Below are 25,614 nucleotides of genomic sequence, written 5' to 3'. Positions count from 1 at the left end.
TAGGAAACTTCTACGTTAAGATGAGTACAATAAGAAAAAGAGCAAAGGAAGAAGGGAATGGACGGAAATGTTTTACTGGCACTAGGACTAACTCTTTTTGCCGGACTTGCAACAGGCGTAGGTAGTTTAATAGCATTTTTTACATCAAGAACAAATACAAAATTTTTATCATTAGCATTAGGTTTTTCAGCAGGGGTAATGATCTATGTATCCCTGGTAGAAATTTTTGTTAAAGCGAAAGATGCTTTAACCAATGCATTAGGTACAACAAATGGCTATTGGATGACAATCCTAGGATTTTTCGGTGGGATGTTATTTATTGCCTTGATCGATAAATTTATTCCAAAGGCTACTAATCCTCATGAAGTAAAGCTAGTTGAGGATGTAAATGCCATCAAACCACAGGTCAATGAAGAACATTTAATGAAGATGGGTGTTTTTACAGCTCTCGCGATTGGCATTCATAATTTTCCAGAGGGTATCGCTACATTTATGTCAGCTATTAATGACCCGAATGTGGGGATTGCTATTGCCATTGCAGTAGCTATTCACAATATTCCAGAAGGCATTGCTGTATCTGTTCCTATTTTCTTTGCGACGGGTAATCGAAAGAAAGCCTTTAAATTATCCTTTTTATCAGGATTAGCAGAGCCTGTCGGTGCATTAGTAGCATTTTTGCTCCTTATGCCATTTTTAACCGATGTCATGTTTGGAATTGTTTTTGCTGGGGTTGCAGGAATAATGGTCTTTATTTCATTAGATGAGTTGTTACCAGCAGCACAAAGATACGATGAAACACATTTATCGATGTATGGTCTAGTAGCAGGAATGGCGGTCATGGCCATTAGCTTAGTGCTATTAGCATAAATAAGTAGGGAAAGGGAGTCATCTTTGTAAAAGTGGCTCCCTTGTCTTTTTTCTACATTAAATTGAAAGAATAGCCTTTTTTGATTCCACTAGTTCTTGAACAATATTTAGACAATCCTGAAATGTGGTAAAGGGTCTATATGGAACCTGAAGTTCTTCACAGCGTTGGATAAGATGATCTCTAGCAAGAACGATATCGGCTAGTTTAGCAGCCTCGAAATCAGATAGAGAATCACCAATTACGATTTTATAATGATCTTCATTGGCAACTTTTCGCATAACACTAGGCTTACAGCAGCCGCAACCTTGTGTGCTATATTTAGCGCATTCCTCATCACAGCTATTTGGGTAAATCAGTTGTATTTGCTCACCAGAAAAATCTGCTTTATTACAGTAGATGCCTGAAAATGGACCAAATTTTTCAACTAAAGGCTCGATGAAGAAATCGACTCCGCCACTTACAATATAAAATGGAATATTGTTGTTTTGAGCATAGCGAACAAAATCTCCAAATCCCTCACGTATTACTGCCGAATCCATTAGGTATTGAATGACTTCATCTTTTTGTTGACTAGAAAGTAGATGAAACATAGCTGATAGGCCATCTTTAAATGAAATGGTTTGTTCCATCATCGCTTGTGCAATTTTTTCAGATTCCTTTGGTACAAATTCAGTCATAAGTGAAAAGATATTATCTGTTTCTGTTATCGTGCCATCGAAATCACAGAAAATAATGGGTTTCAAAATAGTCCCTCCTTAGAAAAGCAAGTATAGAAAGTCTAATTCTATACTTCTATAATATTAGTTTTATACGTACTTGCTTTCAAGAAAAAACGCCTACTGTTATAGTAGACGTTTCATACATTCATTGACTTGTACACCATGTTCATCAGCTTTTGTTAAAATAATTTGGTGCTCTGGGAATTGCTTTGTCATTAGCTGAACGAAGTCAGAAGCAATAGCAGAGGGAATAATGGATATTAATGTTGGACCAGCTCCGCTTAAAGCTGTACCGTATGCGCCGTTAGCTTTTGCAGCAATACGAATTTCTTCATATGCAGGAATTAGCTTTGCACGAAACGGTTCATGGAATAAATCAGCCTCCATATAACGTCCAGCACGTTCAAAATCTCTTGCCATTAAAGAAGCCGCTAGCATATTCGCATTTGCTGAAGCATGAACTGCATAGGATCGGTTAAATTGCTCTGGTAAAACCGAACGAGATTCGCTTGTTTTTAATTCAACATCTGGTACATATACCACAAAGGAGGCATCGATATCATTGATATGAAATGTATCAACCATTCCTTTGTCATCCATTGAAGAAATCGTTAAACCTCCCAAGACTGAAGCGGTTGCGTTATCTGGATGTCCTTCAATTTGTGAAGAGAGATTAAGTTTATCTTGAATCGTTAATCCAAGCTTACATACTTGGTTAGCAAGTTCAATACCTGCAACAATAACTGCTGCACTGCTACCAAGACCACGTGCCAACGGAAGTTCACTGGCCATCTCTACACGACAAGCAGGTAGCTGTTGACCATATTGATCTGCAGTTTTTTTAGCAATGACGTATAGTAAGTGTTCTTCAAGCTCAAACTCTTTAGGACCATTATCATCAAGATGGATAATTTCCCATTGTTCTTGTAAAGTAACAGAAAGCTTTAAGTAAAGAGACAAGCCAAGTCCTATTGAATCAAAGCCAGGACCTAAGTTGGCTGTGCTTCCAGGAACTGAGATTTGCCACATTTTACTCATAGTACACCCTCAATATATGCACGAATTTCTTCTTCATCGTTTTTAAGAGATACAACCTCTACAGTGGATACATTCATAGCTGTATCAGGATCTTTCAGTCCATTCCCTGTAAAGATAGTTACAACCTTAGCGCCTTGAGGGATTTTTCCATTTTCAACAGACTTCATAACACCTGCTAAAGAAGCAGCAGAGCCTGGCTCAACGAAAATACCTTCTGTACTTGCGATTAATTTGTAAGCTGCTACAATTTCTTCATCTGTAACAGAATCAATGATACCACCAGATTCATCGCGAGCCGCTTCTGCCAATTTCCAACTAGCAGGATTGCCAATTCGAATGGCAGTTGCCACTGTCTCAGGGTTAGCAATAGGCTCTCCTTTAACGATTGCTGCTGCACCTTCTGCTTCAAAGCCATACATTTTTGGTAAACCACTATTTTTTGCAGCGTGATATTCTTTAAATCCTTTCCAATAGGCAGTGATATTACCTGCATTACCAACAGGAATACACAGATAATCAGGTGCTGAACCTAAGGCATCTACAATTTCAAACGATGCCGTTTTTTGACCTTCGATACGGTATGGATTTACAGAGTTAACAAGTGCAACTGGTGTTGTTTCACTTACTTGGCGAACGATATTGAGAGCATCATCGAAATTACCATCAATTTCAATGATTTTTGCACCATACATTGTAGCTTGTGCAAGCTTACCAAGAGCAACTTTTCCTTTAGGAATAACAACGATTGATTGAATCCCTGCACGAGTTGCATAAGCTGCCGCAGCCGCAGAAGTGTTTCCTGTAGAAGCGCAAATAACGCATTGACTTCCATCCTCAATAGCTTTTGCAACAGCAAACACCATTCCTCGGTCTTTAAATGAGCCAGTTGGGTTTGCACCTTCAATTTTTCCGTAAAGCTCAATGCCTAGTTTCTTAGATAAATTTACTAAATGTATAAGAGGCGTATTGCCTTCGTTTAAAGTTAAAGCAGGTGTATTTTCAGTTACGGGTAAAAATTGTTTATATTCTTCAATAAGGCCTTTCCACATAACGTAACGATCTCCTTTTGTTCTTATAGAAAGAACAGTTGTTTTTGTATAAAAGACATTTTAACGCAAATGGCACTATTATTTCAATAGCATTTCATTAATTGTCGAAACAATTCGGTAATTTGAATAGTACTTGTCACTTTCTTGAAACAACTGTATAGTAATCTTGTAATGTAAAGTCATGTGTAAAGACAGGTGGTTGAGATGACAATAAATACAGCAGCGACAAATAAACCTCAGCAATCCATTTCTAGAAATAAGCTTTTGGGTGTAGCAGGGGTAGGATGGCTCTTCGATGCAATGGACGTTGGTATATTATCCTTTGTCATTGCAGCATTGGCCGCTGAGTGGGGACTATCACCAAGTCAGTCTGGTTGGATTGGTAGTGTAAATTCTATCGGAATGGCTGTAGGGGCTCTCTTTTTTGGTGTTTTTGCTGATAAAGTAGGGCGCAAGCAAATTTTTATGTGGACACTTGTCCTCTTTTCTATTGCAAGCGGTTTATCCGCTTTTACAACAACATTAACTGCATTTTTAATTTTACGCTTTTTAGTAGGGATGGGGCTAGGGGGAGAATTACCTGTAGCTTCAACGCTAGTATCTGAAAGTGTGGCTGCCAAAGAAAGAGGTCGCGTGGTTGTATTACTAGAAAGCTTTTGGGCAGCAGGCTGGTTAATTGCAGCACTCATTTCGTATTTTGTTATTCCTACATGGGGATGGCGAGTAGCCCTTATACTAACGGCACTTCCAGCATTTTATGCTATTTATCTTCGTTGGCATTTACCAGATTCACCTCAATTTACTGTGAAGGAAGAATCAAAAAAACGTAGCATTGGCCAAAATATGAAAGAAGTTTGGTCGAAAAAGTATGCTCGTTCTACATTTATGCTGTGGCTATTATGGTTTACAGTTGTATTTTCGTATTATGGCATGTTTTTATGGTTGCCAAGTGTAATGGTAGGGAAGGGCTTTGATATGATCACAAGCTTTAAATATGTTTTGATCATGACTTTAGCTCAATTGCCAGGATACTTTACAGCAGCTTGGTTTATAGAAAAGTTTGGACGCAAATTTGTCCTTGTTTCCTATCTAATTGGTACTGCAGCAAGTGCTTACATTTTTGGGAATGCAGATACTTTAGCCGTATTGCTCACTTCAGGGATGTTTTTATCATTCTTTAACTTAGGGGCTTGGGGCGCATTATATGCTTACACACCTGAACAATATCCTTCCATTATTCGAGGAACAGGTGCTGGTATGGCAGCAGCCGTTGGACGAATTGGCGGTATTTTTGGTCCGTTGCTCGTTGGGTTTCTGTTGACGGCAGGCTATGATATAGGCTATATCTTTGCCATTTTCTGCGGAGCAATTATTATCGGTGTTGTGGGTGTCATCTTCCTTGGGAAGGAAACGAAGCAGCTTGAATTAGAATAAAATAAAATAGAATGTCCTGGATCAGAAGAAGTGATCCAGGACATTTTTGTCTGAATTCGCTTAAAAAATACATAAAAATGAGTAATTATTAATTTTTATTCGATTATACAGATTTTTTTGTTAAAATGACAAATCAACATAAAATGGTTAAAGCTTAAATTAAATTGTTTTATTAGCAGATTAATGCGATGAAGATTTTTCAGAAAAGTCATTGTATTCAAATTGTAATCGTGATACTGTATTTTTAATCGAATTTTGAGTCAGTAGGAAACAATCTCCCATTCGTGATAAGGTCATTGAAAGAAAGGTTGTTAGGAATGAGTATTCATGAGGATATAAAGAAAAGATTTGTAAGGTTGTCAAAGGGCCAGCGTAAAGTAGCACAATTTGTAATGGATAATCCCACTACAGTTATTGCTAATGGAGCAGCAGAGGTTGGCAGATTGGCTAATGTAAGTGAATCAACAGTGATTCGTTTTTGTTATGCTATGGATTTATCAGGGTATGTAGAGCTGCAAGAGGAAATTAGAGGCTATATTATGTCTCAAGATGTGGGGGCAAATCTACAGCCTGCCTATACTGCTAAGAAGCTAACTAATTCTAGCTTTGGTAAGGTAATGCAACGGGATAGCCAAAATATTCAAGAAACCATTCAATTGATTAACGATCAGCAAATTCAAAAAAGCTCAAAATGGATGCATGAAGCAGACAATATCTATATTCTAGGTACTCGTCACAATGCATCTGTTACTAATTGGCTATCTAATACATTGAAAACACTTCGTTCTAATATTAAACAGCTTCGTTTAGACTCCGAGGATCTAGTGAACCAAATAAATAGCATGAGCGAACATACAACTTTAATTGTGCTATCTTTTGATAAACAGATAATGGATATTAAAACGATTGTTGAAATTGCAAAGGTAAAGAAAGTGAAAATTATTGGGATTACAGGTTCTGCATTTTCGCCTATTCGAGAATATGCCAATGCATTATTTACCCTTGGCACCAAAAATCATTCTTCACTAGAAATTGCGCCAGTCTTGATTTCTTTTTTGCATGCCTTGATAGAGGAAATGATGAGTCAGGACAAAGGGCGCTATGAAAAATATCAGCAATCGTACGAGCAAGTAGAGAGTAATGTACTATTCTTAGATGCTATTAGAGAAAAGCAGGTTTTTTAATGTAACAACGCATAGGTAGTGTGTAATAACACACATGTCTATGCGTATTTTTGTCTATATAAAAAGATGTCCAAATAGTATTTAGACATCTAGGAAAAGTGAATTATAGAATTTTACTCAAGCTATATTCGTTCACATAAGTATCATTTAATTTAATCGCATTTTGTCGAATGCCTTCTTGATGAAATCCTAGCTTTGTAAAGAGATGTAAAGCTACATGGTTATGCTCCATAACAGATAACTCTAAACGAGAAATATCACGTTGTTTAGACCAACTTTCAACAGCCTTCATCAGTGCAGTGCCAATGCCTTTTTGTTGATGCTCTTCTTTCACAGCTAAGCGAACAGAGGCAACGTGTCTAGCTTTCGACTGTTTATATCCATGAATAACTGCATAACCTGCAAAAATCCCATTTAATACACATAGTAGTATTGTACGGTTTTTTAGATGCTTCCAATAGGTTAAATTTTTACGAAGTTGTTGGACAGTGAGATCCAGCTCATTTTGGATATTATACATGAAGTCGGTTTCTTGAAATATCTCCTCTTGCAAATGAATGAATGATCTAGCATCGGACGCTTCAATCCCTCGAATTATGTATGCAGATGAATGCTCCTCATTGTTTGAAGTGTCGTTTTCAGTAGACTTCATTTGAGTACGTGAGAAAGATACACTAGTACCTAGTTTAACATCAATGACATAATAACCTGCATTTGTCCATGATAAATAATGTGAGAGTGGGGGCTTAGTTTTTTTCCACCAGCTTTTATTTAAGTAGGCGGCGTTCGGTAATGCTTGTCCCATAATGTTTTCTAATTCGCTAAAGGATAAAGTAATTTCTTGTTGTAAAGCTACATCAAAATAGTTCGCTAAAGGAATGTACTTTTTTTCTATCTTCTTTGTCATCGTAATCCCCATTTCCTGAATATCCAAAAATATAGACTATCTGATGATAGCATAAAATTATGATGACTTAAATATGAAAACCCAACTAAATATCTATATAATCTAAATGTTTTTAAAAAAAGATGCATTTTTACTATTGAATGTTAAAAATAGGTTGGTAAAAATAGAGAATTTTATAGAAGTAATTAGACCCATTAAAAGTATACATAGCAACACAAGGTAGTTATAATGTATATATCTTATTTGAAAAGTATGTATTTGGAGGGCTTTCATTATTTTTATATATTAAAATTTAGACAGAAATGTTCTGTGTTGATTAAGCAATGTATTTTATACTGAAAGCGGGCATCAGTGGCATTTACACTAAGGCGAAATTGTTCCAAAGTTTCACTTTATCACTTGTCAGGCTATAAGGTATGATAAAATAAAATATAAATGTAAGTGCCATTTTAGGAGGAATTGATTCAATGAGTAAAGTATTAGTTTTTGGACATAAAAACCCAGATACAGACACAATCACGTCTGCTATTGTATATGCCTATTTAAAACAGCAAATTGGTGAACAAGCTGAGGCAGTACGTCTTGGAGATGTTAATAATGAAACTCAGTTTGCATTAGATAAATTTGGCTTTGAAGCGCCTCGTTTAATTTCTTCTGTTGTAGGAGAAGCGGACAAGGTAATCCTTGTTGACCACAATGAATTCCAACAATCAGCTGACGGTATTGAAGAAGTACAAATTACAGAGGTAATTGACCATCACCGTATTGCAAACTTCCAAACAGCAGATCCATTATACTATCGTGCTGAGCCAGTAGGTTGTACAGCTACAATTCTAAACAAAATCTTCAAGGAAAACGGAGTAGCGATACCAGCCAATATTGCTGGCTTAATGTTATCAGCAATTGTTTCTGATACACTACTTTTCAAATCGCCAACTTGCACAGAGCAAGATGTAAAAGCTGGCGAGGAGCTAGCAAAAATTGCTGGTGTGGATACTGCAGAGTATGGCTTAGCAATGCTAAAAGCAGGTGCTGATCTATCTGATAAATCATTAGAAGATTTATTATCGTTAGATGCAAAAGAGTTCCAATTTGGTGAGTACAAATCTGTTGTAGCTCAAGTGAATGCAGTTGATATGAATGATGTGCTTAATCGCCAAGAAGAGTTAGAAATCTTACTAAATAAAAATGTTGCAGAAAACGGCTTAGATCTATTCTTCTTCGTTGTGACTGATATTTTAAATAATGATTCAACTGCAGTTGCAATTGGGCAAGTAGCAGAAGCGGCAGCAAAAGGATTCGGTGCTGAGCTTATCAACAACCGTGTTGTATTACCAGGAGTTGTTTCTCGTAAGAAACAAATTGTACCAGTATTAACGGAAGCTCTAAAATAAGAATAGGAAAGAGGTTGTCTATTAAGACAGCCTCTTTTTTAGTCGAGTTTTAATGGTTGTACGGCAGGGCCTTCAAGCACTTCACCCTTAGCATTAAAGCGGGAACCATGGCAAGGACAATCCCATGTTTCATCAGCTTCATTCCATTTCGTTTTACAGCCTAAATGAGTACAGGTCGGAGCTGAGGCATTCTTCATATAACCCGCTATATATTCCTTTGCCACAAAGCCTCCTACTTTTAGCATTTGCATGAATTGGGCACCGAATTTTGTACGGGATGGTGAATAGAGAGCTAGGGCACCATCCTCAATCTTTGCCCCAGTTAAAAGAGAGGATAAGATATCACCAGCGACAAAGGAATTGGAGATTCCCCATTTACGGTAGCCAGTGGCAATGAGTACGTTAGGTAAGGAGTTTGTAATCCTTCCAACATAAGGGACAATATCCGGTGTTTCTATATCCTGGGCTGACCAGCGATAAAGTGGCTGTTGTTCAAAATGCTCCTTCATTTCATTGGAAATGGCCTCATAATAAGGCTCGGTATGAACGGTTTCCCCAGCGATGTGATTTGCCCCTCCCAATACTAAATAATTTTCCTGATTAATCGTGGCAGTCCGTATCGAACGAGAAGGAAAATCAACTGATAGATATTGACCTTGCATGGTTTCAGAGGTTTTACTGGCAACCATATAGGAACGACTATTGGATAATTTAAAAAGTTTGAGTCCTTTAAATGCTTCAATGGGATAATGTGAACACAAAATAAGCTTATTATATTGAACCGACATATTTTTTTCGGTATGTAAGTTATTTTGTGGTATGTTTAATTGCTGAACACGGGTATTTGTATAAAGTTTTGCTCCCATCTTCTGTGCCTCTTTAGCGAGGAAGTTACTTACCTCAACAGGATTTATTTGAGCTTGTTGTGACATACATAATGCTTTTGTGATAGGGAATGGTAGCTCCGTGTCAGAGGTAAGGTTAGACTTAATATTTAAAACCTTATAGGCATTCCATTCTTTTAATAATTGTGCATAGCCTTCTTTTGTTTGACAGTATAATAGTGAATCCACCGATCGAACGCTGGCTGGTGGGAGTAATTGTCTAGCTTTATCAATGGCTTGTTGATTAAGTTGATAATAAAGCTGTGCCTCTTCTACAGATAGTTTTTCTAAAAGATTTGCATAGACAATGCTATGCTGGGCTGTTAATTTTCCTGTTGAATGCCCTGTCGTACCATGACCAAAATGGGTATTTGCTTCAAGAAGAACTACATCCACACCTGCTTTTGCTAAAGTATAGGCAGTATATAAACCCGTTAAGCCACCACCGATTATACATACATCACATGTTGTTGAGGAAGTAAGAGAAGATAACGAAACTGACTCAGTTGTAGCAAGCCAAAGAGATTGTGTCATAAAGAAACCTCACATAGTTTTTATGTTCAGTATGTAGAAGAACTTGAAAAATTATGCAGTGAGGCATTAAAATTGCCTTGTGATTTCATCTATCGCTACAATGTAGCAAAAGGAGTGAGCAAGAAATGAAAATTGAAATTTGGTCTGACTATGTATGCCCATTTTGTTATATTGGAAAAAAACAATTAGAGAAAGCGATTGAGGATACTGGCTATGTGGGGCAGGTAGAGCTTGTTTATAAAAGCTACCAACTAGATCCAACGACTCCAGTAGATTCGCATAGTACTGTCTATGAATCATTGGCAAAGAAATACGGAATGTCATTAGAGAAGGCAAAGGAAATGACAATGGGTGTAACAGAACGTGCAAAAGAAGTAGGCTTAAACTACGACTTTAGCAATTTGATGGAAGAGAATACGTTAAAAGCACACCGTCTTGTGAAATGGGCTGAACAACAGGGCGATGTTACAGCACTTGTAGAGTCACTTTTACACAGTCATTTTATTGAAGGAAAGCGTATCGGCCAAGAAGATGTTTTATTAGAGATAGCTGAACAAGTAGGGCTACAGCGTGATGAGGTTGCAAAGGTTCTTGCAGAGGATGTTTATAAAAACGAAGTAGAATCGGATATTCAAGAAGGTCTACAGCTTGGTGTTCGAGGAGTACCGTTCTTTGTCTTAAACCGTAAGTATGGTATTTCAGGTGCGCAACCACAGGAGGTATTTGAAGATACACTGCGTAAAGTTGCTGAGGAAGAGGGCCTACAACCAACGCTAAAGATGGCTGGTTCAGGTGATGCGGGTATTTGCACAGACGATAACTGTAAATTTTAGTTTACTAGAGAGGAGTAAAGCTTTAAACTCCTCTTTTTTGGTAGACGAAAGGATTTTAACATAATATTTCAGTCAAAAGTCTGAGGTAAGTAACATTGACATTTTAGATGAAATTTTTTAAGATAAACACATATCTTGAATTCGAGATATTAGATTCTGAACTTTAAGGGAGATTTTATATAATGAACGTTTTAGTAGTAAAAGCGAACAACCGTCCAGACGGTATTTCAACAAAAATGTATGATACTTTCATGGAAAATGTACAAGGTGTCAACGTGACAACTTATGACGTATTCGCAGAAGATATGCCTTATTTTGGACAAGACCTTTTCAATGCATTTGGTAAAGTACAAAATGGTGGAGAGTTAACAGACATCGAATCACGTCTATTAGCTGCAAAACAAAAAACAATGGATGCATTAACTGCAGCTGATTTAGTTGTATTTGCATTCCCACTATGGAACTTAACAATTCCAGCCCCTCTACAAACATTTATTGACTACGTATACCAAGCAGGATTCACATTCAAATATGGTGAAAATGGTCAATTAATTAGCTTAATGACTGACAAAAAAGCGATTATTTTAAATGCTCGTGGTGGCTACTATTCATCACCAGAAGCTCAACCAATGGAAATGTCAGTAAACTATATTAAAAACGTAGTAGGTGGCGTATTCGGTATGGAAATTATCGAAGAAGTGATTATTGAAGGTCACAATGCTTCACCAGATAAAGCACAAGAAATTATTGCAAATGGCCTAGAAGAAGTGAAAAAGGTAGCTCAATCACTTCAAACTGTGAATGCATAAAAAATATTTTTTAATAAAAGTCCTCTCAATTTTGGGAGGACTTTTTTTATTTTGTCAACAGATGTATGGTGTGGTATGGAGGTCGGACATATTGACATTAACTAATTATTTAGAATTTACATTTACTAACATCCTATTTGATAGAGAATTAAAAAATGATAATAATTTATGATTTAGATGGAAAGTGATTATCCATTCTTTTAAAAATACATATAATTAGGACTATTTATTCAGTAAAAATTAGAATGGTTTTAATATAATAGGATTTGTAGGAAAATACTAGATTATTAAGGAGGTTGTTGTATGAATAAGAAATTAATAACTAATTTCTTGGCGGTGTTACTAGTCCTTTTCGCGTTTATACCATTTGGAGTTTCTGCTGAGGCTGCTTCTAATGATGTAACACGCGCAGACTATGTAAAAGAATTAGTAGAAAGCTTAGATGTAGAGATAGGTGACGGCTCTTCTCTTGCCTTTACAGATGTTTCTAAGGATTTAGCACCTTATGTAGAAAAAGCTGTTCAATTAAAACTTATTAAAGGTAAAACAGCAACTACATTTGGTCCAGATGATAAATTAACACGTCAACAAGCATTTGTAATCTCTGCTCGTGGACTAGTTAGTGAAAACGCTTCCCTAACTGTTTTAGAGCAATTTAAGGATGCAGATCAAATTGCAGAGGCATATAAACAAGATTTAGCGAATGCTGTTGCAGCAAATATTTTGCAAGCATTTGAGGATAATACTATTCGCCCTCGTGACTATGTGACACAGGAACAAATGGAGAGTATTGTGGAACGCTTTGTAGCAGAATACAAAGCACCTTCAACTGGTGTATCAGTAGATCTTCAAATTTTAGGAACAACAGATATTCATACCAATTTAGCTAATTACAATTACTATTTAGATGCTCCATCATCTGAGGTTGGTTTGGCTAATACAGCGACATTAATTGAGCAAGCACGCGCTAAAAATCCAAACACATTACTATTCGATAATGGAGATTTAATTCAAGGTACACCACTTGGCTCTTATAAAGCATTAGAAAGTGTATTGAAGCCTGGTGAAGTTCATCCAGCTATTGCAGCACTTAACGCATTGAAATATGATGGTGGAACTTTAGGAAACCATGAATTTAACTATGGTCTAGACTTTTTAGATGAAGTATTAAATGATGCAAAATATCCTGTCGTAAATGCTAATACTTATGATGCAAAGACAAAAGAACGTATGTTTACACCTTATGTCATTCTTGATAAAGAAGTGGTCGATAGCACTGGTAAAAAGCATACACTTAAAGTTGGGGTAACAGGGATTGTACCAACGAAAATTGTTGAATGGGATGCCATTCATTTAGCAGGTAAAGTTGAAATGCAAGAGCCAGTCGAAGCAGTGAAAGAGGTAGTACCAGAAATGCAGAAGGCTGGAGCAGACGTGATTGTCGTTCTGTCACATTCAGGTATCGGTGAAGATACTTATGTGAAGGGTGCTGAAAATGTTGGTTACCAACTAGCAGAAATCGAAGGCATTGATGCTTTAATTACAGGGCACTCTCATTTAACATTCCCTGGTGATTATAAGGATTTGAAAGATGTCGATCAAGAAAAGGGTACAATTCATGGTGTGCCTACTGTTATGGCAGGTAGCTATGGTAGTCATCTTGGTGTAATTGATTTAAAACTGGAACAGCAAGGATTAGAGTGGGTAGTGGTAGATGGTAAAGGTTCATTGCAATCCATCAAGCAAGAAGGTTTACAACCATCCACAACAGTTTTAGAGGCTATTAAAGAGGCACATGATGGCACATTAACGTATATCCGTCAGCCTGTTGGAGAAACAACTGCTCCAATCCACAGTTATTTTTCAATGGTGCAAGATGATCCATCTATTCAAATCGTAACACAAGCTCAAAAATGGTTTATCGAACAAGAGTTAAAGGGCACTGCTGATGAAAAGACACCAATTCTTTCAGCTGGCGCACCTTTCAAAGCAGGCTCTCGTAATAATCCATTAGATTATACAAATATTCCTGTGGGACCACTTGCCATCAAAAATATGGCGGACATTTATCATTACGACAATACTGTTGCAACAATTAAAGTAACAGGTGCTCAAGCGATTGAATGGCTAGAGATGGCTGCAGGTATTTTTGCAACGATTGATCCGACTAAAACAGAAGAACAAAATATTATTGATGCAGAAGCGCGTTCTTATAATTTTGATGTGTTAGATGGCTTAACATATCAAATTGATGTCACATCGCCAGCAAAATATGACCGACGTGGTAATCTTACTGATGAAAAGGCAAATCGTATTAAGAATGTACAGTATAATGGTAAACCGATCGATTTAAAACAAGAATTCATCATCATCACAAACAATTACCGAGTTGGTGGATCATATGGTGCGACATTTAAAAATGCAGATGGCTCAAATATAACTAACTATGCTTATGAAAATCGTCAAGCTGTTGTTGATTATATTATGACGAATAAAACAATTAACCCTGCTGCGGATAATAACTGGTCATTTGTACCGTTCCCAGCCAATACAAAGGTTATTTACTTATCTGCGAAAGATGCGCAAAAGTTCATTCCAGCAGGTAGTGGCATTGAATATTTAGAAGATACAGAAGCTGGATTTGCTAAATATTTAATTAAATAAAGGTATATGAAAGGAGAGTACGATTCAATCGATACTCTCCTTTTTATGTCTGTTGAATGAATGATACCGTGTACCTTGATAGGTTAAAATGCCAAAATCACCTTCTACAAGCTGACCATAATCGTAGCCATTCATCTTTAGTTCATGCCGCTCTCCGTTTAGTTCTTCAAACGTAACATAATAGGACGTAGATGCCCCAGAATTATTAGATCCCCCACGTATATTCGTACGCTTAGTCACAACCTTAGTGGGTACAGTTAAAATTGGGGAACGGTTATTTTTAGACCATGTGATAATGCCGTTCACAATTATAAAGGCTATGCTGCCAAAAACAATAAAGAAGATGATGGTAATAAAAGCGGAACCAAATAAAAAATGATTATCAAACCAAAACAAATAAATACCCCCTTTCCTTTGAGATAGAAACTACACTTAAAGAGGATTTAATTCAAGATCTACTAGTACGTCTATTTCGTCGCTAATTAATACACCACCTGATTCTAAAATCGTATTATAGACTAAATTAAAATCACGGCGATTAATTTGTGCTTTGGCTTGGAAGCCAAAAACTTCTTGTGCCCATGGATTCACACCTTTTCCTGTATATACTGTTGTAAATACGATAGGCCTTGTTATGTTTTTGATGGTTAAATCACCATGAATCGCAAAATTTTTATCATCTAGTTTATCAATATATGTAGAGGTAAATACTATTTTTGGATAGACGTCTGCATCAAAAAAGTCAGGAGACACAAGGTGGACATCACGATCATGATTCTTGGTGGAGACACTAGCCACTATAATGGTAATCGAAATGTTTGCATCCTGCATTTGTTCGATATTGGCTGCAACTATTTCACCGCTGTACGATTCAAATGTACCGTGAATACGAGAAATCATCATATGTCGTACAGAAAAGCCGATCGTTGAATGACTGAAATCAATAGTATATTTTTTCATTTGAAAACCCCCTAAACAGCATTCTACAACGAATGATAAAGTAAACAAATTGCATATTCAATGAGTTTTTCATAATTGTGGAAGTATTTCCCTCTATAAAAGTGTAATCTGTGAACATGAAACAAAATATATTTAAAATGAAATAGGCATATTATTGGAAATATGTGCATTTTATTGTGATACCGTTTAGGCTAAGACATTTTTTTGTTTCTTTGATAGTTAGGTCCATAATTGAAATTTAAAGTTACTTTTTGTAATTAAATATATAAAAGTTAATAGATTATTTTACGTAAATAAGTTACTTCAAATTTACATTTACTGCAATAATCGTTACAATAGTTACATAGAGGTGAAAAATTATGAATGAGACAACTTTGTGTCCTCGTTTAGCTAAAGCAATGGATTTAATCGGAAAACGATGGACGGGGTTAATATTATATCAATTACTAGATGGACCACAGCGCTTTAATGAAATCGAATCTGCATTACCTGTCAGTGGACGTTTATTATCAGAACGTTTAAAGGAGCTTGAAAAAGAGGGGCTTGTTGAACGTAAAGTATATTCTGAAGTGCCAGTGCGTGTTGAGTATTCATTAACAGATAAAGGTCGAGCACTTGAAGGTGCTATCCGCAATATTGAAACATGGGCAAGTAGCTGGCTCTAAGGTGAATGGATTATTTTACTAGGTAATTCAACTAAATAGTGTGCTAAAAACGACACTTGGAATGACTGTCAATTTTCTTTATAATATTCATCATCTCTGCACAGGTCTTACCTGTCTTATAATATGAGATAAAAATACCCTTCATTTTACTTGTCAAATTGGGGTTCTAAATCCATACTGGTGTAGAGTAAGAAGGACGTTAGAAAGGAATTAGCTCTCATGACAAAAGAACAATGGGCGGTGGATTTAGCAAAAAGTATTAATCCTGCCAATATTAAGTTAGATGAATCATTACAACAATACACAATGACAAAATTAGGTGGCAAAGCAGATGTTTTTGTTCTTCCTGAAACAGAAGAAGAGGCAGCATCCGTTATTCGCTATGCATATATAAATAATATTCCTTTATTAATGTTAGGTAACGGCTCTAATATGGTTGTCCGAGATGGCGGTCATAGAGGAATCGTTGTAACATTTTCACGCTTAAATGAGATTCGGATTAATGGTGAGCATGTTTATGCACAAAGTGGTGCACTGATCAAAGATGCATCAAAACTATCAGCGCAAGCTTCTTTAACTGGTTTTGAATTTGCATGTGGTATTCCAGGGTCAATTGGTGGCGCAATGGCTATGAACGCAGGTGCTTATGGCGGCGAGATTAAAGATATTATTGTTTCATCAAAGGTGTTAACAAGAGAAGGAGACATTTTAACATTAGGTAAAGAAGAGCTTGAGCTTGGATACCGTCAAAGCATTATTGCCAAAAAAGGTTATTATGTGTTGTCCTCTGATTTTCAATTAGCAGTAGGCGTGCAGGAGGAAATTGATGCGAAGATTGCTGATTTAACCTTCCAACGCGAATCGAAACAGCCTTTAGAATATCCGTCTGCTGGAAGTGTTTTTAAACGCCCACCAGGTCATTTTGCTGGAAAACTTATTCAAGATAGTGGTTTACAAGGCAAAGGTGTTGGTGATGCAGAAGTCTCTACCAAGCATGCAGGATTTATTGTCAACAAAGGAAATGCTACAGCTTCAGACTATATTGAGACAATCCAAATGGTTCAACGTGTAGTGAAAGAAAAATTTGGCATTGAATTAGAGACGGAAGTCAAAATTGTTGGTGACGATCTATAATAGGATGCCCTTCGCATAAGCCGAGGGGCGTTTTTTTAGGAGTGTGGATAAAATGAAATTTATATCATGGAATGTCAATGGAATACGAGCATGCCTGGGTAAAGGTTTTTTAGCGTTCTTTCATCAAATAGATGCTGATTTCTTTTGTATCCAAGAAACAAAATGTCAAGCTGGACAAGTAGAGCTGTCCCTCGAAGGTTATGAGCAGTATTGGAATTATGCCCAGAAAAAGGGATATTCAGGAACGGCCATCTTCACTAAGCACACACCGTTGTCTGTTAAGTATGGAGTGGGCGATGAAGATTCTCAGGATGAAGGCAGAATCATAACACTGGAATATAAGAATTTCTATTTAGTGAATGTTTATACACCAAATGCACAGCGTGATTTAGCGAGATTACCACTACGTTTACAGTGGGAGGATCGTTTAGCTAGCTATCTACAAGAGCTAAATAGCCAGAAGCCTGTGGTTTATTGTGGTGATCTAAATGTTGCCCACATGGAAATTGATTTAAAAAATGCAAAATCGAATATTGGAAATTCAGGCTTTACATACGAAGAGCGAGCGAAATTCTCGGCGTTATTGGAAAGCGGATTTGTAGATTCTTTTAGATACAAGCATCCCGAGGAAACGGACCACTACACATGGTGGTCCTATATGAATAAAGTGCGTGAACGCAATATCGGGTGGCGTATTGATTACTTTGTTGTATCAAATCAATTGAAGGATCAAATTGAAAGCGCAACAATTCACCCACACATCATGGGCAGTGATCATTGTCCGATTGAATTGCAATTACAAGGCTAGTACTGAAATCGTATTTTCTAAATGAAAATACGATTTTTTGTTTTTGAAAATTAATAAGGGTGATTTTTGAAATTGGGGTTTTTTGAAAAACGAAGAGGCCGCTCTAAAGAGAGGAAGAAGCGCTCCAACCACGAGAGAATCCGCTCCAAAGAGAGGAAGAAGCGCTCCAATCAAGAGAGAATCCGCTCCAAAGAGAGGAAGAAGTGCTCCAATCAAGAGAGAATCCGCTCCAAAGAGAGGAAGAAGCGCTCCAACTAAGTGAGAATTCGCTCCAAAGAAAGGAAGAAGCGCTCCAACCACGAGAGAATTCGCTCCAAAGAAAGGAAGGAGCGCTCCAATCAAGAGAGAATCCGCTCCAAAGAGAGGAAGAAGCGCTCCAATCAAGCGAGCCCCTGCTCCAAAGAGAGGGAGAAGCGCTCCAATCAAGCGAGCCCCCGCTCCAAAATGAGGAAGAAGTGCTCCAACCAAGCAAGTTCCTGCTCCAAAAAGGGACAAAATTAATTAGATTGCAAGAAAATCCGCCCTTATAGAATCGTAATATCTCTATGAACATACGAATTTTTAACATTACTCAGTAGCCTTCATAATTCCTATTGTTTATACTATTCTAATAGCGAATAAATATAAAATTTTGTATTTAAAGACAATTTTATATACATAAAATAAGAAATTTCGCTAAAAATTTGCGTGACGAAACGGGTTTGGGAAGGTAGTACGGGAATATAGTGCAAAGAGGGGGTAAATGGGAATGAGAAAGTTTAAATGGAAAAAGTGGCTCATTGTCATTGCTGGTGTAATAGCTGCTTTGGCTATCGTGGCTTTTATTGGGTTTACATGGTTTATGAATAAATCCAAGCCAGTGATTGATGGTGAGTTGGCTGTTACGATTCTGGATCAGGATGTGACAGTGACGAGAGATGAAAAAGGGGTTCCGCATATTTTGGCCAAGACAGATGCCGATTTGTATCGTGCGCAAGGTTATGTCCAAGCGCAGGATAGACTTTTTCAAATGGACTTGGCGCGAAGACAGGCAAGTGGTCGATTATCTGAAATTATTGGAGAAGCAACCATTAATACAGACAAACACTTCCGTACATTTAGCTTACGAGATGCGGCGGAGAAATCATTAGCTGCCTATGATGAAGAAAGTAAGCAAGTACTTGAATGGTATGCTGAAGGGGTAAATGCTTTTATTGCACAGGCAAAGGAAAACAATACACTAAGTTACGAATTCGCTTTGTTAGGCTATGAGCCAGAGGAGTGGACAGTTGTTGATTCCTTAACAATTGGTAAATATATGGCCTATGATTTGGGTGGAAATTGGAATACATTAGCTTTTCGTCATTGGGCATTACAAAACTTTAATGAAGAAAAGGCAAAAGAATTATTTATTAAATATCCAGAAAACGCTTCGTCGATAATCGAGGCCAATATCCAAAATCCTGTTGCTGTGGCTGGGCAATTCAGTGCGGAAATGCTACCAAACGAATTTAACGGAAGTAATAACTGGGTTGTTTCTGGTGATAAAACGAAATCAGGAATGCCTATTTTGGCAGATGATCCACATTTAGGGTTAAGTACCCCTTCTATTTGGTATCAAATGCATCTGCAATCACCACAACAAAACGTTAGTGGTGTTATCTTTGCAGGGATTCCAGGTATTATTTTAGGCCATAATGATGAAATTGCTTGGGGTGTAACAAATGTGGGTCCGGATGTACAGGATTTATATATTGAAATACCCAATCCGGATAATCCAACACAATTCCGATACGATGGTCAGTGGGAGCAAGCAGAGGTGCGGGATGAGTCGATTAAAGTGAAAGATGGGGAAACAGTAGATTTTGAAGTCGTTGTTACACGTCATGGCCCTATAATGACAGATTTGGCTTTCAAAGATACGGAGCCAACAGCACAATTTTCGATGCAATGGACAGCACTACAACCTACAGCTGAACTGAGAGCAGTGCTTGGTTTTAATAAGGCAAAAACTTGGGATGACTTTGAAAAAGCATTAGAAGACTTTAAGGCACCAGCACAAAATTTTGTTTTTGCATCAAAGGACGGTACGATTGCCTATAAAGCCAATGGTCAAATACCAATTCGTAAGCAAGGTGAAGGTCAATTACCAGTTCCAGGCGATTCGAGTGACTATGGCTGGGAGGGCTTTATCCCATGGGATGAATTACCGACTCTAGTAAATCCAAAAGAAGGTTTTATTGCCACGGCGAATAACCAAGTAATAGGAGAGGACTATCCTTATCACATAACCGATTTCTGGGCACAACCTTATCGTTTCGAGAGAATTAAAGAAGTGCTAGAGGCAAATGATGCGATTACAGTAGAAGATATGATGGCTTTGCAAATGGATCAGCACAATCTTTATGCAAGAGAATTTCTGTCTGATTTATTAACGTCGATAAAAGAGAAAGATCAGGATGGGAAGTACGCCGAGATTATTGCCATGCTAGAGAATTGGGATATGGTGGACGCAAAGGAATCAGGTGCACCACTTGTGTTCCATACATTAATGATTAAGTTACAGGAGGTTTTGTTTAAAGATCAAATGCCTGAAGATATGTATGGCATTATGTATGGGAAGTTTAATATTACAGACCAGCTCTTACGTACGGCATATGCTGGAGAGAAAAGTATTTGGATTGAGGAGCAGGGGGGCATTGATGAAACAGTATACAAGGCATTTGAACTAACAATTGCACAATTAGAAGATCAATTCGGTAAAAATGCCTCAAAATGGCAATGGGGTGATTACCATCAGCTTACTTTTGATCATACATTAGGAAGTGCATCACCTATTCTTGCAGCCTATTTTAACGCTAAAAAGGTTCCAATTGGTGGATCGAAAGTTACCGTACAAGCAGCAGATAATGATTTAGCTGGTAATGTAGATCACGGTGCATCTTGGCGTTTTGTGGTGGATGTAGGTGATTTAAGCTCAGCCTATCATATTGTTGGTCCTGGTCAAAGTGGGCACGTAAAGTCTGATTGGTATCAAGATCAGGTACTGGATTGGGCAAATGGTGATTACCATCAAACATTTATCAAACAGGAAGAGATAAAAGGAAAAACATTACAATTAAAAGCGAAGTAATAAAAGGTTGGCGTACATAATTCAGTACGCTAACTTTTTTTATTTAAGGATATACATCCTAACATTCAAATATTCGTTTGAATATGATGGAATAATATGTTACATTGAATACAATCAAACGAATATTTGAATGAGGTGAGAAAATGCCAAAAGAAATATGTGAGGTGACGCATGTACATGAAGAAGCGGTCACAAAGGTGCAACAACAAATGCCCGATTTATCAGGTGTAGCCAAATTTTTAAAGGCGTTATCCGATGAAACTAGACTTAAAATTGCCTATGCTTTAACGGTGGAAGATGAACTATGTGTTTGTGATGTTGCGACTATTATTGGTTCTTCAGTTGCTACAGCATCACATCATTTACGATATTTAAAAGATAATAATTTAGCGATATCACACCGTAAAGGTAAGCAAATGTATTACTCTTTAGCGGATGAGCATGTATATCAAATTGTAACAATTGCCTACGAACATGCGAAAGAGGGGATTGCGAATGGCAGCGACGCCAATTAAACAAGAATACAGACTACAAAATTTATCCTGTGCTAGTTGTGCTGCAAAGTTTGAGAAAAATGTGAAGTCTATCCCAGAAGTACAGGATGCACAAGTCAATTTTGGTGCTTCTAAAATTACAGTAATCGGTGCTATTAGTGTAGACCAAATTGAAGAAGCAGGTGCCTTTGATGGCATTAAGGTTACGAAATCAGCAGCAAAAGCACTTGAAAATACTACACCCTTTTACCGTAAAAAGGAAAATGTTCTAGCAGGAATATCATTGCTTTTTGTCATTCTAGGCTATCTATTTGCTGGTATGCGTGGGGAATCGAACCCGCTACCGATTGCCATGTTCATTATAGCTATCCTTGTGGGTGGAGTAGGTATTTTTAAAATCGGCTTCCGAAACCTGGCTCGTTTTGAATTTGATATGAAGACGCTTATGACAATCGCCATTATAGGAGCTGCTATTATCGGTGAATGGGAAGAAGCGGCAGTGGTCGTATTTTTATTTGCTGTAAGTGAGGCACTTGAAGCGTATTCAATGGATAAAGCACGTCAATCTATTCGTCAATTAATGGATATAGCACCGCCAACAGCGCTTATCAAAAGAGCCCACGGTGAACACTTCCATGAGCTTGAGCTACCTACTGAAGACATTGAAATAGGAGATATTTTGATTGTAAAGCCTGGGCAAAAGATTGCGATGGATGGCATAGTCATTAGTGGATTGTCTGCGGTTAATCAGGCAGCTATTACAGGTGAGTCGATTCCCGTTAATAAAACTGTAAATGATGAAGTATTTGCTGGGACGTTAAACGAAGAGGGTGCTCTTGAGGTACGTGTGACAAAGCGAGTAGAAGATACTACCATTGCTAAAATAATTCATCTAGTGGAAGAGGCACAAGCAGAAAAAGCACCTTCTCAGCAATTTGTAGATCGCTTTGCAAAATATTACACACCAGCCATTATGATTATTGCTTTTTTAGTAGCTGTTATTCCACCTTTACTAGTAGGCGATTGGCAGCATTGGATTTACCAAGGTCTAGCTGTTTTAGTGGTAGGATGTCCTTGTGCGCTTGTTGTCTCTACACCAGTTGCCATTGTTACAGCCATTGGTAATGCGGCAAGGCAGGGTGTACTGATTAAAGGTGGTGTACATTTAGAGCAGTTAGGACACATTGAAGCTGTTGCCTTTGATAAAACAGGTACATTAACGAAAGGGCAGCCTGCAGTAACAGATATCGTAACAGCTGAGAATTGGTCAGAAGACTATGTGTTGCAACTAGTGTCAGCGGTAGAAAAACAGTCACAGCACCCTTTAGCCAAAGCTATTTTAAATAGACTGCACGATAAAAACTTACCTGAGTTATTGCCAACAGATTTCCAGTCAGTAACAGGCAAAGGTGCCTATGCTACCGTTGATAATCAGATTATTAATGTAGGTAGCATGAAATGGGCTACTACATTAACTTCTGTAGATAAAAATATAGAAAGTCAGGTTAAGAATCTACAAGAACAGGGTAAAACAGTAGTAGCAGCTGTTTCGAATAATCAACTTATTGGACTGATTGCAATTGCTGATCAATTACGTCATGAAAGCAAGGACGTATTGAAAAAATTACATGCCTTAAAAGTAAAACATATGGTGATGTTAACAGGGGATGCAGAGCCTACTGCGCAAGCTATTGCTACTTCATTAAAGATGACAGATGTGCGCGCTGGTTTATTACCAGAAGAAAAATTAATGGCGATTAAGGATTTACGTGCACAATTTGGTGCTGTAGCGATGGTTGGAGATGGTGTAAACGATGCACCAGCATTAGCCACTGCTAACGTAGGAATTGCCATGGGTGGAGCAGGAACAGATGCAGCTCTTGAGACGGCAGATATTGCCTTAATGGGTGATGATTTAACAAAGCTTCCTTACACTATTGGCTTGAGCAGAAAAACATTACGTATCATTAAAGAGAATATTATATTTGCCCTAGTCTTAAAGTTAATTGCATTGCTGCTTGTCATACCAGGATGGTTAACATTATGGATAGCAATTTTTGCGGATATGGGTGCAACACTATTAGTTGTGTTTAATTCATTAAGACTAATTAGAGCAAAAAAGTAGTAAGTAAGGTGTAGAACGATCTGAAAAGGTAGGAAATTAATCTTGCTTTGCCATGATGGATTTTATGCGAATAGATGCTACTTGTGATTCTTGAAAAAGACTTTTTTTAAGGCTATTATAGTTTCAGGAGTAATGTAACAATTAAATATAAATGAGGCGAAAGTTTGAATATGTCAGATCCTATTTTAGTAAATGTTACAGAAGAAATTGTGCGTGGTTTAGTAAGCTTTTTACTACGAGGACCAGAATATCAAACATTTTGTAAATGCGAAATCTGTGAATTCGACACGGTGGCACTTACACTAAATGCATTGCCAAGTAAGTATGTTACATCTATGGAAGCTAGAGATGAGGCATTTAAAGAAATGAATACTCCTGGAAACATTGAGCGCATTAACAAAGAGATTATTCATGCGTTACATGTGGTAAATAAGTATCCTCGACACAAAGTAGAGCCTACTTCTTAATAGAAGAGGCTCTATTTAAGTTGTAAAGGAAGTGTTTTTCTAGGCTATGTATTTTCAGTTAACTTTTAAGCCAAGCTTGTAGTAAACTAGAGAGTAAGAAAAGGAAAGAGAGGGAAAAGGATATGCCAACACCTAGTATGGAGGACCATATCGAACAGATATATTTATTAATTGCCAACAAAGGATATGCGCGAGTGTCTGACATTGCTGAAGCATTATCTGTTCTTCCTTCTTCTGTTACAAAAATGGTTCAAAAATTAGATAAAGATGGTTATTTAGTTTATGAAAAATACCGTGGACTGACATTGACGCCTAAGGGCGAGAAGCTCGGAAAGCGTCTTGTGCAGCGTCATGAATTGCTCGAGCAGTTTTTACGAATGATTGGTGTGGATGAAGAACGTATTTATGATGATGTGGAGGGAATTGAACATCATTTAAGTTGGAATTCAATCGATCGTATTGCAGATCTTGTGCAAGTAATGGAAGAAAATCCAGACATCGTGAAAAAATTAGAGGCATCTAAGACACAGCACAATCTTTAAAATGATGGTGTGAAGGAAAGGGAGACAATATGAACGCATTAAAATCAGGTGAAGTCGTTACATTAACGGTATTAGAGCAACAAGCATCGAAATGGATTTTAACAAATGGAGTTGAAGAACTACCTTTAAATGCTTCAGAGGTAACAGAGCCACTAACAGTAGGTGACCGCCTTGAAGTATTTTTATTTGCAGACCGTCGTGGTGATTTAGCTGCAACAACAGCTATTCCAGCTTTTACACAAGGTGAATACGGCTGGGCACGCGTCTTGAAAGTAGTGGAACGTGAAGGTGCCTTTGTGGATATTGGTACATCTCGTGAAGTATTAGTAAAGGCAGAGGATTTACCTGCATTAAAAGAGGTGTGGCCAGAACCAGGCGATCATTTATTTATGACATTACGCACAGATCGTAACGGTGATTTATTTGGTCGCTTAGCAACAGAGGAAAAAATTTCGGAGCTATATGAAGGTGCATTTGAAGATATGCACAATAAAAACATCCAAGCACGTCCATATCGTTTGTTACCGATTGGCACATTTTTACTAGGTGTAGAAGTTCCTTACCGTATTTTCGTGCATGAATCTGAGCGAAGTGTAGAGCCTCGATTAGGACAAGATGTAGTTGTTCGTATTATCGATGTAAAAGACGATGGTTCGATGAATGGCTCTCTTTTACCAAGAAAACATGAGCGTCTTTCAAATGATGCGCAACAAATATTGAATTATATACAGGATGTGGGTGGTAAAATGCCATTTGGTGATAAATCATCTCCTGAAGAGGTTCAAGAAATGTTTAATATGAGTAAAGGGGCATTTAAACGTGCCTTAGGAACATTAATGAAAGCTGGTAAAGTGAAACAACAGGATGGTTGGACTGAAGAAGTTTAGTGGATGATTAGTTTGACTTGCTAGATTAACATTTCAACAGGAAAATGACGAGAGACATCCTTGAAACCTTCTCGTCTTTTTTTCGTACTAATAATTGTATAGT

Annotated in this window: 24 protein-coding genes; 16 read left to right on the top strand and 8 right to left on the bottom strand. The window is 37.5% G+C overall.

Annotated elements, in window-relative coordinates; all coding sequences use genetic code 11:
- Nucleotides 1-57 precede the first annotated feature (57 nt).
- On the top strand, nt 58-867 hold the full coding sequence (zupT, locus tag JTI58_RS06385) for a zinc transporter ZupT (protein WP_205445931.1): 810 nt from the start codon (nt 58-60) through the stop codon (nt 865-867).
- 57 nt (nt 868-924) lie between these two features.
- On the opposite strand, the gene JTI58_RS06380 is transcribed toward zupT, so the two are convergent.
- From JTI58_RS06380 to thrC, 3 genes are all read right to left on the bottom strand, one after another.
- Complete coding sequence (locus tag JTI58_RS06380) at nt 925-1,611, bottom strand: 2-hydroxy-3-keto-5-methylthiopentenyl-1-phosphate phosphatase (RefSeq protein ID WP_205445930.1); 687 nt, start codon at nt 1,609-1,611, stop codon at nt 925-927.
- Nucleotides 1,612-1,710: 99 nt separating this feature from the next.
- Nucleotides 1,711-2,625 carry a homoserine kinase gene (gene thrB / locus JTI58_RS06375; RefSeq protein ID WP_205445929.1) on the bottom strand — a complete coding sequence of 305 codons (915 nt, stop codon included), beginning with the start codon at nt 2,623-2,625 and terminating at the stop codon, nt 1,711-1,713.
- Entirely contained in the window at nt 2,622-3,674 is a 1,053-nt protein-coding gene (gene thrC / locus JTI58_RS06370) for a threonine synthase (RefSeq protein ID WP_205445928.1), read from the bottom strand. The genes thrB and thrC overlap by 4 nt, the downstream gene beginning before the upstream one ends.
- A 204-nt stretch (nt 3,675-3,878) precedes the next feature.
- Here thrC and JTI58_RS06365 point away from each other — a divergent pair, with 204 nt between their 5' ends.
- Entirely contained in the window at nt 3,879-5,108 is a 1,230-nt protein-coding gene (locus tag JTI58_RS06365) for an MFS transporter (RefSeq protein ID WP_205445927.1), read from the top strand.
- A 317-nt stretch (nt 5,109-5,425) separates the two neighbouring features.
- Nucleotides 5,426-6,292 carry a MurR/RpiR family transcriptional regulator gene (locus JTI58_RS06360; protein ID WP_205445926.1) on the top strand — a complete coding sequence of 289 codons (867 nt, stop codon included), beginning with the start codon at nt 5,426-5,428 and terminating at the stop codon, nt 6,290-6,292.
- Between the two features lie 103 nt (nt 6,293-6,395).
- Here the strand turns inward: JTI58_RS06360 and JTI58_RS06355 are convergent, their stop codons facing one another.
- The gene (locus tag JTI58_RS06355) at nt 6,396-7,199 is read right to left on the bottom strand and encodes a GNAT family N-acetyltransferase (protein ID WP_243456336.1); all 804 of its coding nucleotides are present in this window, start codon (nt 7,197-7,199) and stop codon (nt 6,396-6,398) included.
- 467 nt (nt 7,200-7,666) lie between these two features.
- Between JTI58_RS06355 and JTI58_RS06350 the strand changes: the two genes are divergently transcribed.
- On the top strand, nt 7,667-8,593 hold the full coding sequence (locus JTI58_RS06350) for a manganese-dependent inorganic pyrophosphatase (RefSeq protein ID WP_205445924.1): 927 nt from the start codon (nt 7,667-7,669) through the stop codon (nt 8,591-8,593).
- 38 nt (nt 8,594-8,631) lie between these two features.
- On the opposite strand, the gene JTI58_RS06345 is transcribed toward JTI58_RS06350, so the two are convergent.
- Nucleotides 8,632-10,011, bottom strand: coding sequence for an FAD-dependent oxidoreductase (locus JTI58_RS06345; RefSeq protein ID WP_205445923.1), 1,380 nt, complete (start codon nt 10,009-10,011; stop codon nt 8,632-8,634).
- 125 nt (nt 10,012-10,136) lie between these two features.
- On the opposite strand from JTI58_RS06345, the gene JTI58_RS06340 reads away from it, so the two are divergent.
- The 3 genes from JTI58_RS06340 to JTI58_RS06330 all read left to right on the top strand — a co-directional run bounded on the left by JTI58_RS06340 (nt 10,137) and on the right by JTI58_RS06330 (nt 14,317).
- Nucleotides 10,137-10,844, top strand: a complete 708-nt coding sequence (locus JTI58_RS06340; protein ID WP_205445922.1) for a DsbA family oxidoreductase — start codon at nt 10,137-10,139, stop codon at nt 10,842-10,844.
- A gap of 182 nt (nt 10,845-11,026) precedes the next feature.
- On the top strand, nt 11,027-11,653 hold the full coding sequence (locus JTI58_RS06335) for an FMN-dependent NADH-azoreductase (protein ID WP_205445921.1): 627 nt from the start codon (nt 11,027-11,029) through the stop codon (nt 11,651-11,653).
- A gap of 303 nt (nt 11,654-11,956) precedes the next feature.
- Nucleotides 11,957-14,317 carry a bifunctional 2',3'-cyclic-nucleotide 2'-phosphodiesterase/3'-nucleotidase gene (locus JTI58_RS06330; RefSeq protein WP_205445920.1) on the top strand — a complete coding sequence of 787 codons (2,361 nt, stop codon included), beginning with the start codon at nt 11,957-11,959 and terminating at the stop codon, nt 14,315-14,317.
- A 24-nt stretch (nt 14,318-14,341) separates the two neighbouring features.
- Here the strand turns inward: JTI58_RS06330 and JTI58_RS06325 are convergent, their stop codons facing one another.
- Complete coding sequence (locus JTI58_RS06325) at nt 14,342-14,713, bottom strand: DUF2500 domain-containing protein (protein ID WP_205445919.1); 372 nt, start codon at nt 14,711-14,713, stop codon at nt 14,342-14,344.
- Between the two features lie 36 nt (nt 14,714-14,749).
- Nucleotides 14,750-15,277, bottom strand: a complete 528-nt coding sequence (locus JTI58_RS06320; RefSeq protein WP_205445918.1) for a YceI family protein — start codon at nt 15,275-15,277, stop codon at nt 14,750-14,752.
- A 359-nt stretch (nt 15,278-15,636) separates the two neighbouring features.
- Here JTI58_RS06320 and JTI58_RS06315 point away from each other — a divergent pair, with 359 nt between their 5' ends.
- The 3 genes from JTI58_RS06315 to JTI58_RS06305 all read left to right on the top strand — a co-directional run bounded on the left by JTI58_RS06315 (nt 15,637) and on the right by JTI58_RS06305 (nt 17,884).
- Nucleotides 15,637-15,942 carry a winged helix-turn-helix transcriptional regulator gene (locus JTI58_RS06315; RefSeq protein WP_036119224.1) on the top strand — a complete coding sequence of 102 codons (306 nt, stop codon included), beginning with the start codon at nt 15,637-15,639 and terminating at the stop codon, nt 15,940-15,942.
- A gap of 219 nt (nt 15,943-16,161) precedes the next feature.
- Nucleotides 16,162-17,076, top strand: a complete 915-nt coding sequence (gene murB, locus JTI58_RS06310) for a UDP-N-acetylmuramate dehydrogenase (RefSeq protein WP_205445917.1) — start codon at nt 16,162-16,164, stop codon at nt 17,074-17,076.
- A 52-nt stretch (nt 17,077-17,128) separates the two neighbouring features.
- Complete coding sequence (locus JTI58_RS06305; RefSeq protein WP_205445916.1) at nt 17,129-17,884, top strand: exodeoxyribonuclease III; 756 nt, start codon at nt 17,129-17,131, stop codon at nt 17,882-17,884.
- Here the strand turns inward: JTI58_RS06305 and JTI58_RS06300 are convergent.
- Nucleotides 17,873-18,352 (bottom strand): hypothetical protein, encoded by a 480-nt coding sequence (locus JTI58_RS06300; protein ID WP_205445915.1) that lies wholly within the window; start codon nt 18,350-18,352, stop codon nt 17,873-17,875. The two genes, JTI58_RS06305 and JTI58_RS06300, sit on opposite strands and share 12 nt — an antisense overlap.
- A gap of 274 nt (nt 18,353-18,626) precedes the next feature.
- Between JTI58_RS06300 and JTI58_RS06295 the strand changes: the two genes are divergently transcribed.
- The 6 genes from JTI58_RS06295 to JTI58_RS06270 all read left to right on the top strand — a co-directional run bounded on the left by JTI58_RS06295 (nt 18,627) and on the right by JTI58_RS06270 (nt 25,511).
- Complete coding sequence (locus JTI58_RS06295; protein ID WP_205445914.1) at nt 18,627-20,996, top strand: penicillin acylase family protein; 2,370 nt, start codon at nt 18,627-18,629, stop codon at nt 20,994-20,996.
- A gap of 143 nt (nt 20,997-21,139) precedes the next feature.
- Complete coding sequence (locus tag JTI58_RS06290; RefSeq protein ID WP_205445913.1) at nt 21,140-21,511, top strand: ArsR/SmtB family transcription factor; 372 nt, start codon at nt 21,140-21,142, stop codon at nt 21,509-21,511.
- Nucleotides 21,492-23,615, top strand: coding sequence for a heavy metal translocating P-type ATPase (locus JTI58_RS06285; protein ID WP_205445912.1), 2,124 nt, complete (start codon nt 21,492-21,494; stop codon nt 23,613-23,615). Before JTI58_RS06290 ends, JTI58_RS06285 begins: the two co-directional genes overlap by 20 nt.
- 170 nt (nt 23,616-23,785) lie before the next feature.
- Nucleotides 23,786-24,082, top strand: coding sequence for a late competence development ComFB family protein (locus JTI58_RS06280; RefSeq protein ID WP_374116337.1), 297 nt, complete (start codon nt 23,786-23,788; stop codon nt 24,080-24,082).
- Nucleotides 24,083-24,204: 122 nt separating this feature from the next.
- Nucleotides 24,205-24,624: a transcriptional regulator MntR gene (mntR, locus tag JTI58_RS06275; protein ID WP_036119205.1), complete on the top strand. Its 420-nt coding sequence runs from the start codon at nt 24,205-24,207 to the stop codon at nt 24,622-24,624.
- A 29-nt stretch (nt 24,625-24,653) separates the two neighbouring features.
- A complete protein-coding gene (locus tag JTI58_RS06270; protein ID WP_205445911.1) occupies nt 24,654-25,511 on the top strand; it encodes a CvfB family protein in 858 nt (285 codons plus the stop codon).
- The last annotated feature ends 103 nt before the right edge of the window (nt 25,512-25,614 follow it).

This window comes from Lysinibacillus fusiformis (assembly GCF_016925635.1).
GTDB lineage: Bacteria > Bacillota > Bacilli > Bacillales_A > Planococcaceae > Lysinibacillus > Lysinibacillus fusiformis_F.
The sequence above is the reverse complement of the archived record's forward strand: the minus strand, read 5'-3'. Positions and strand labels throughout refer to the sequence as shown.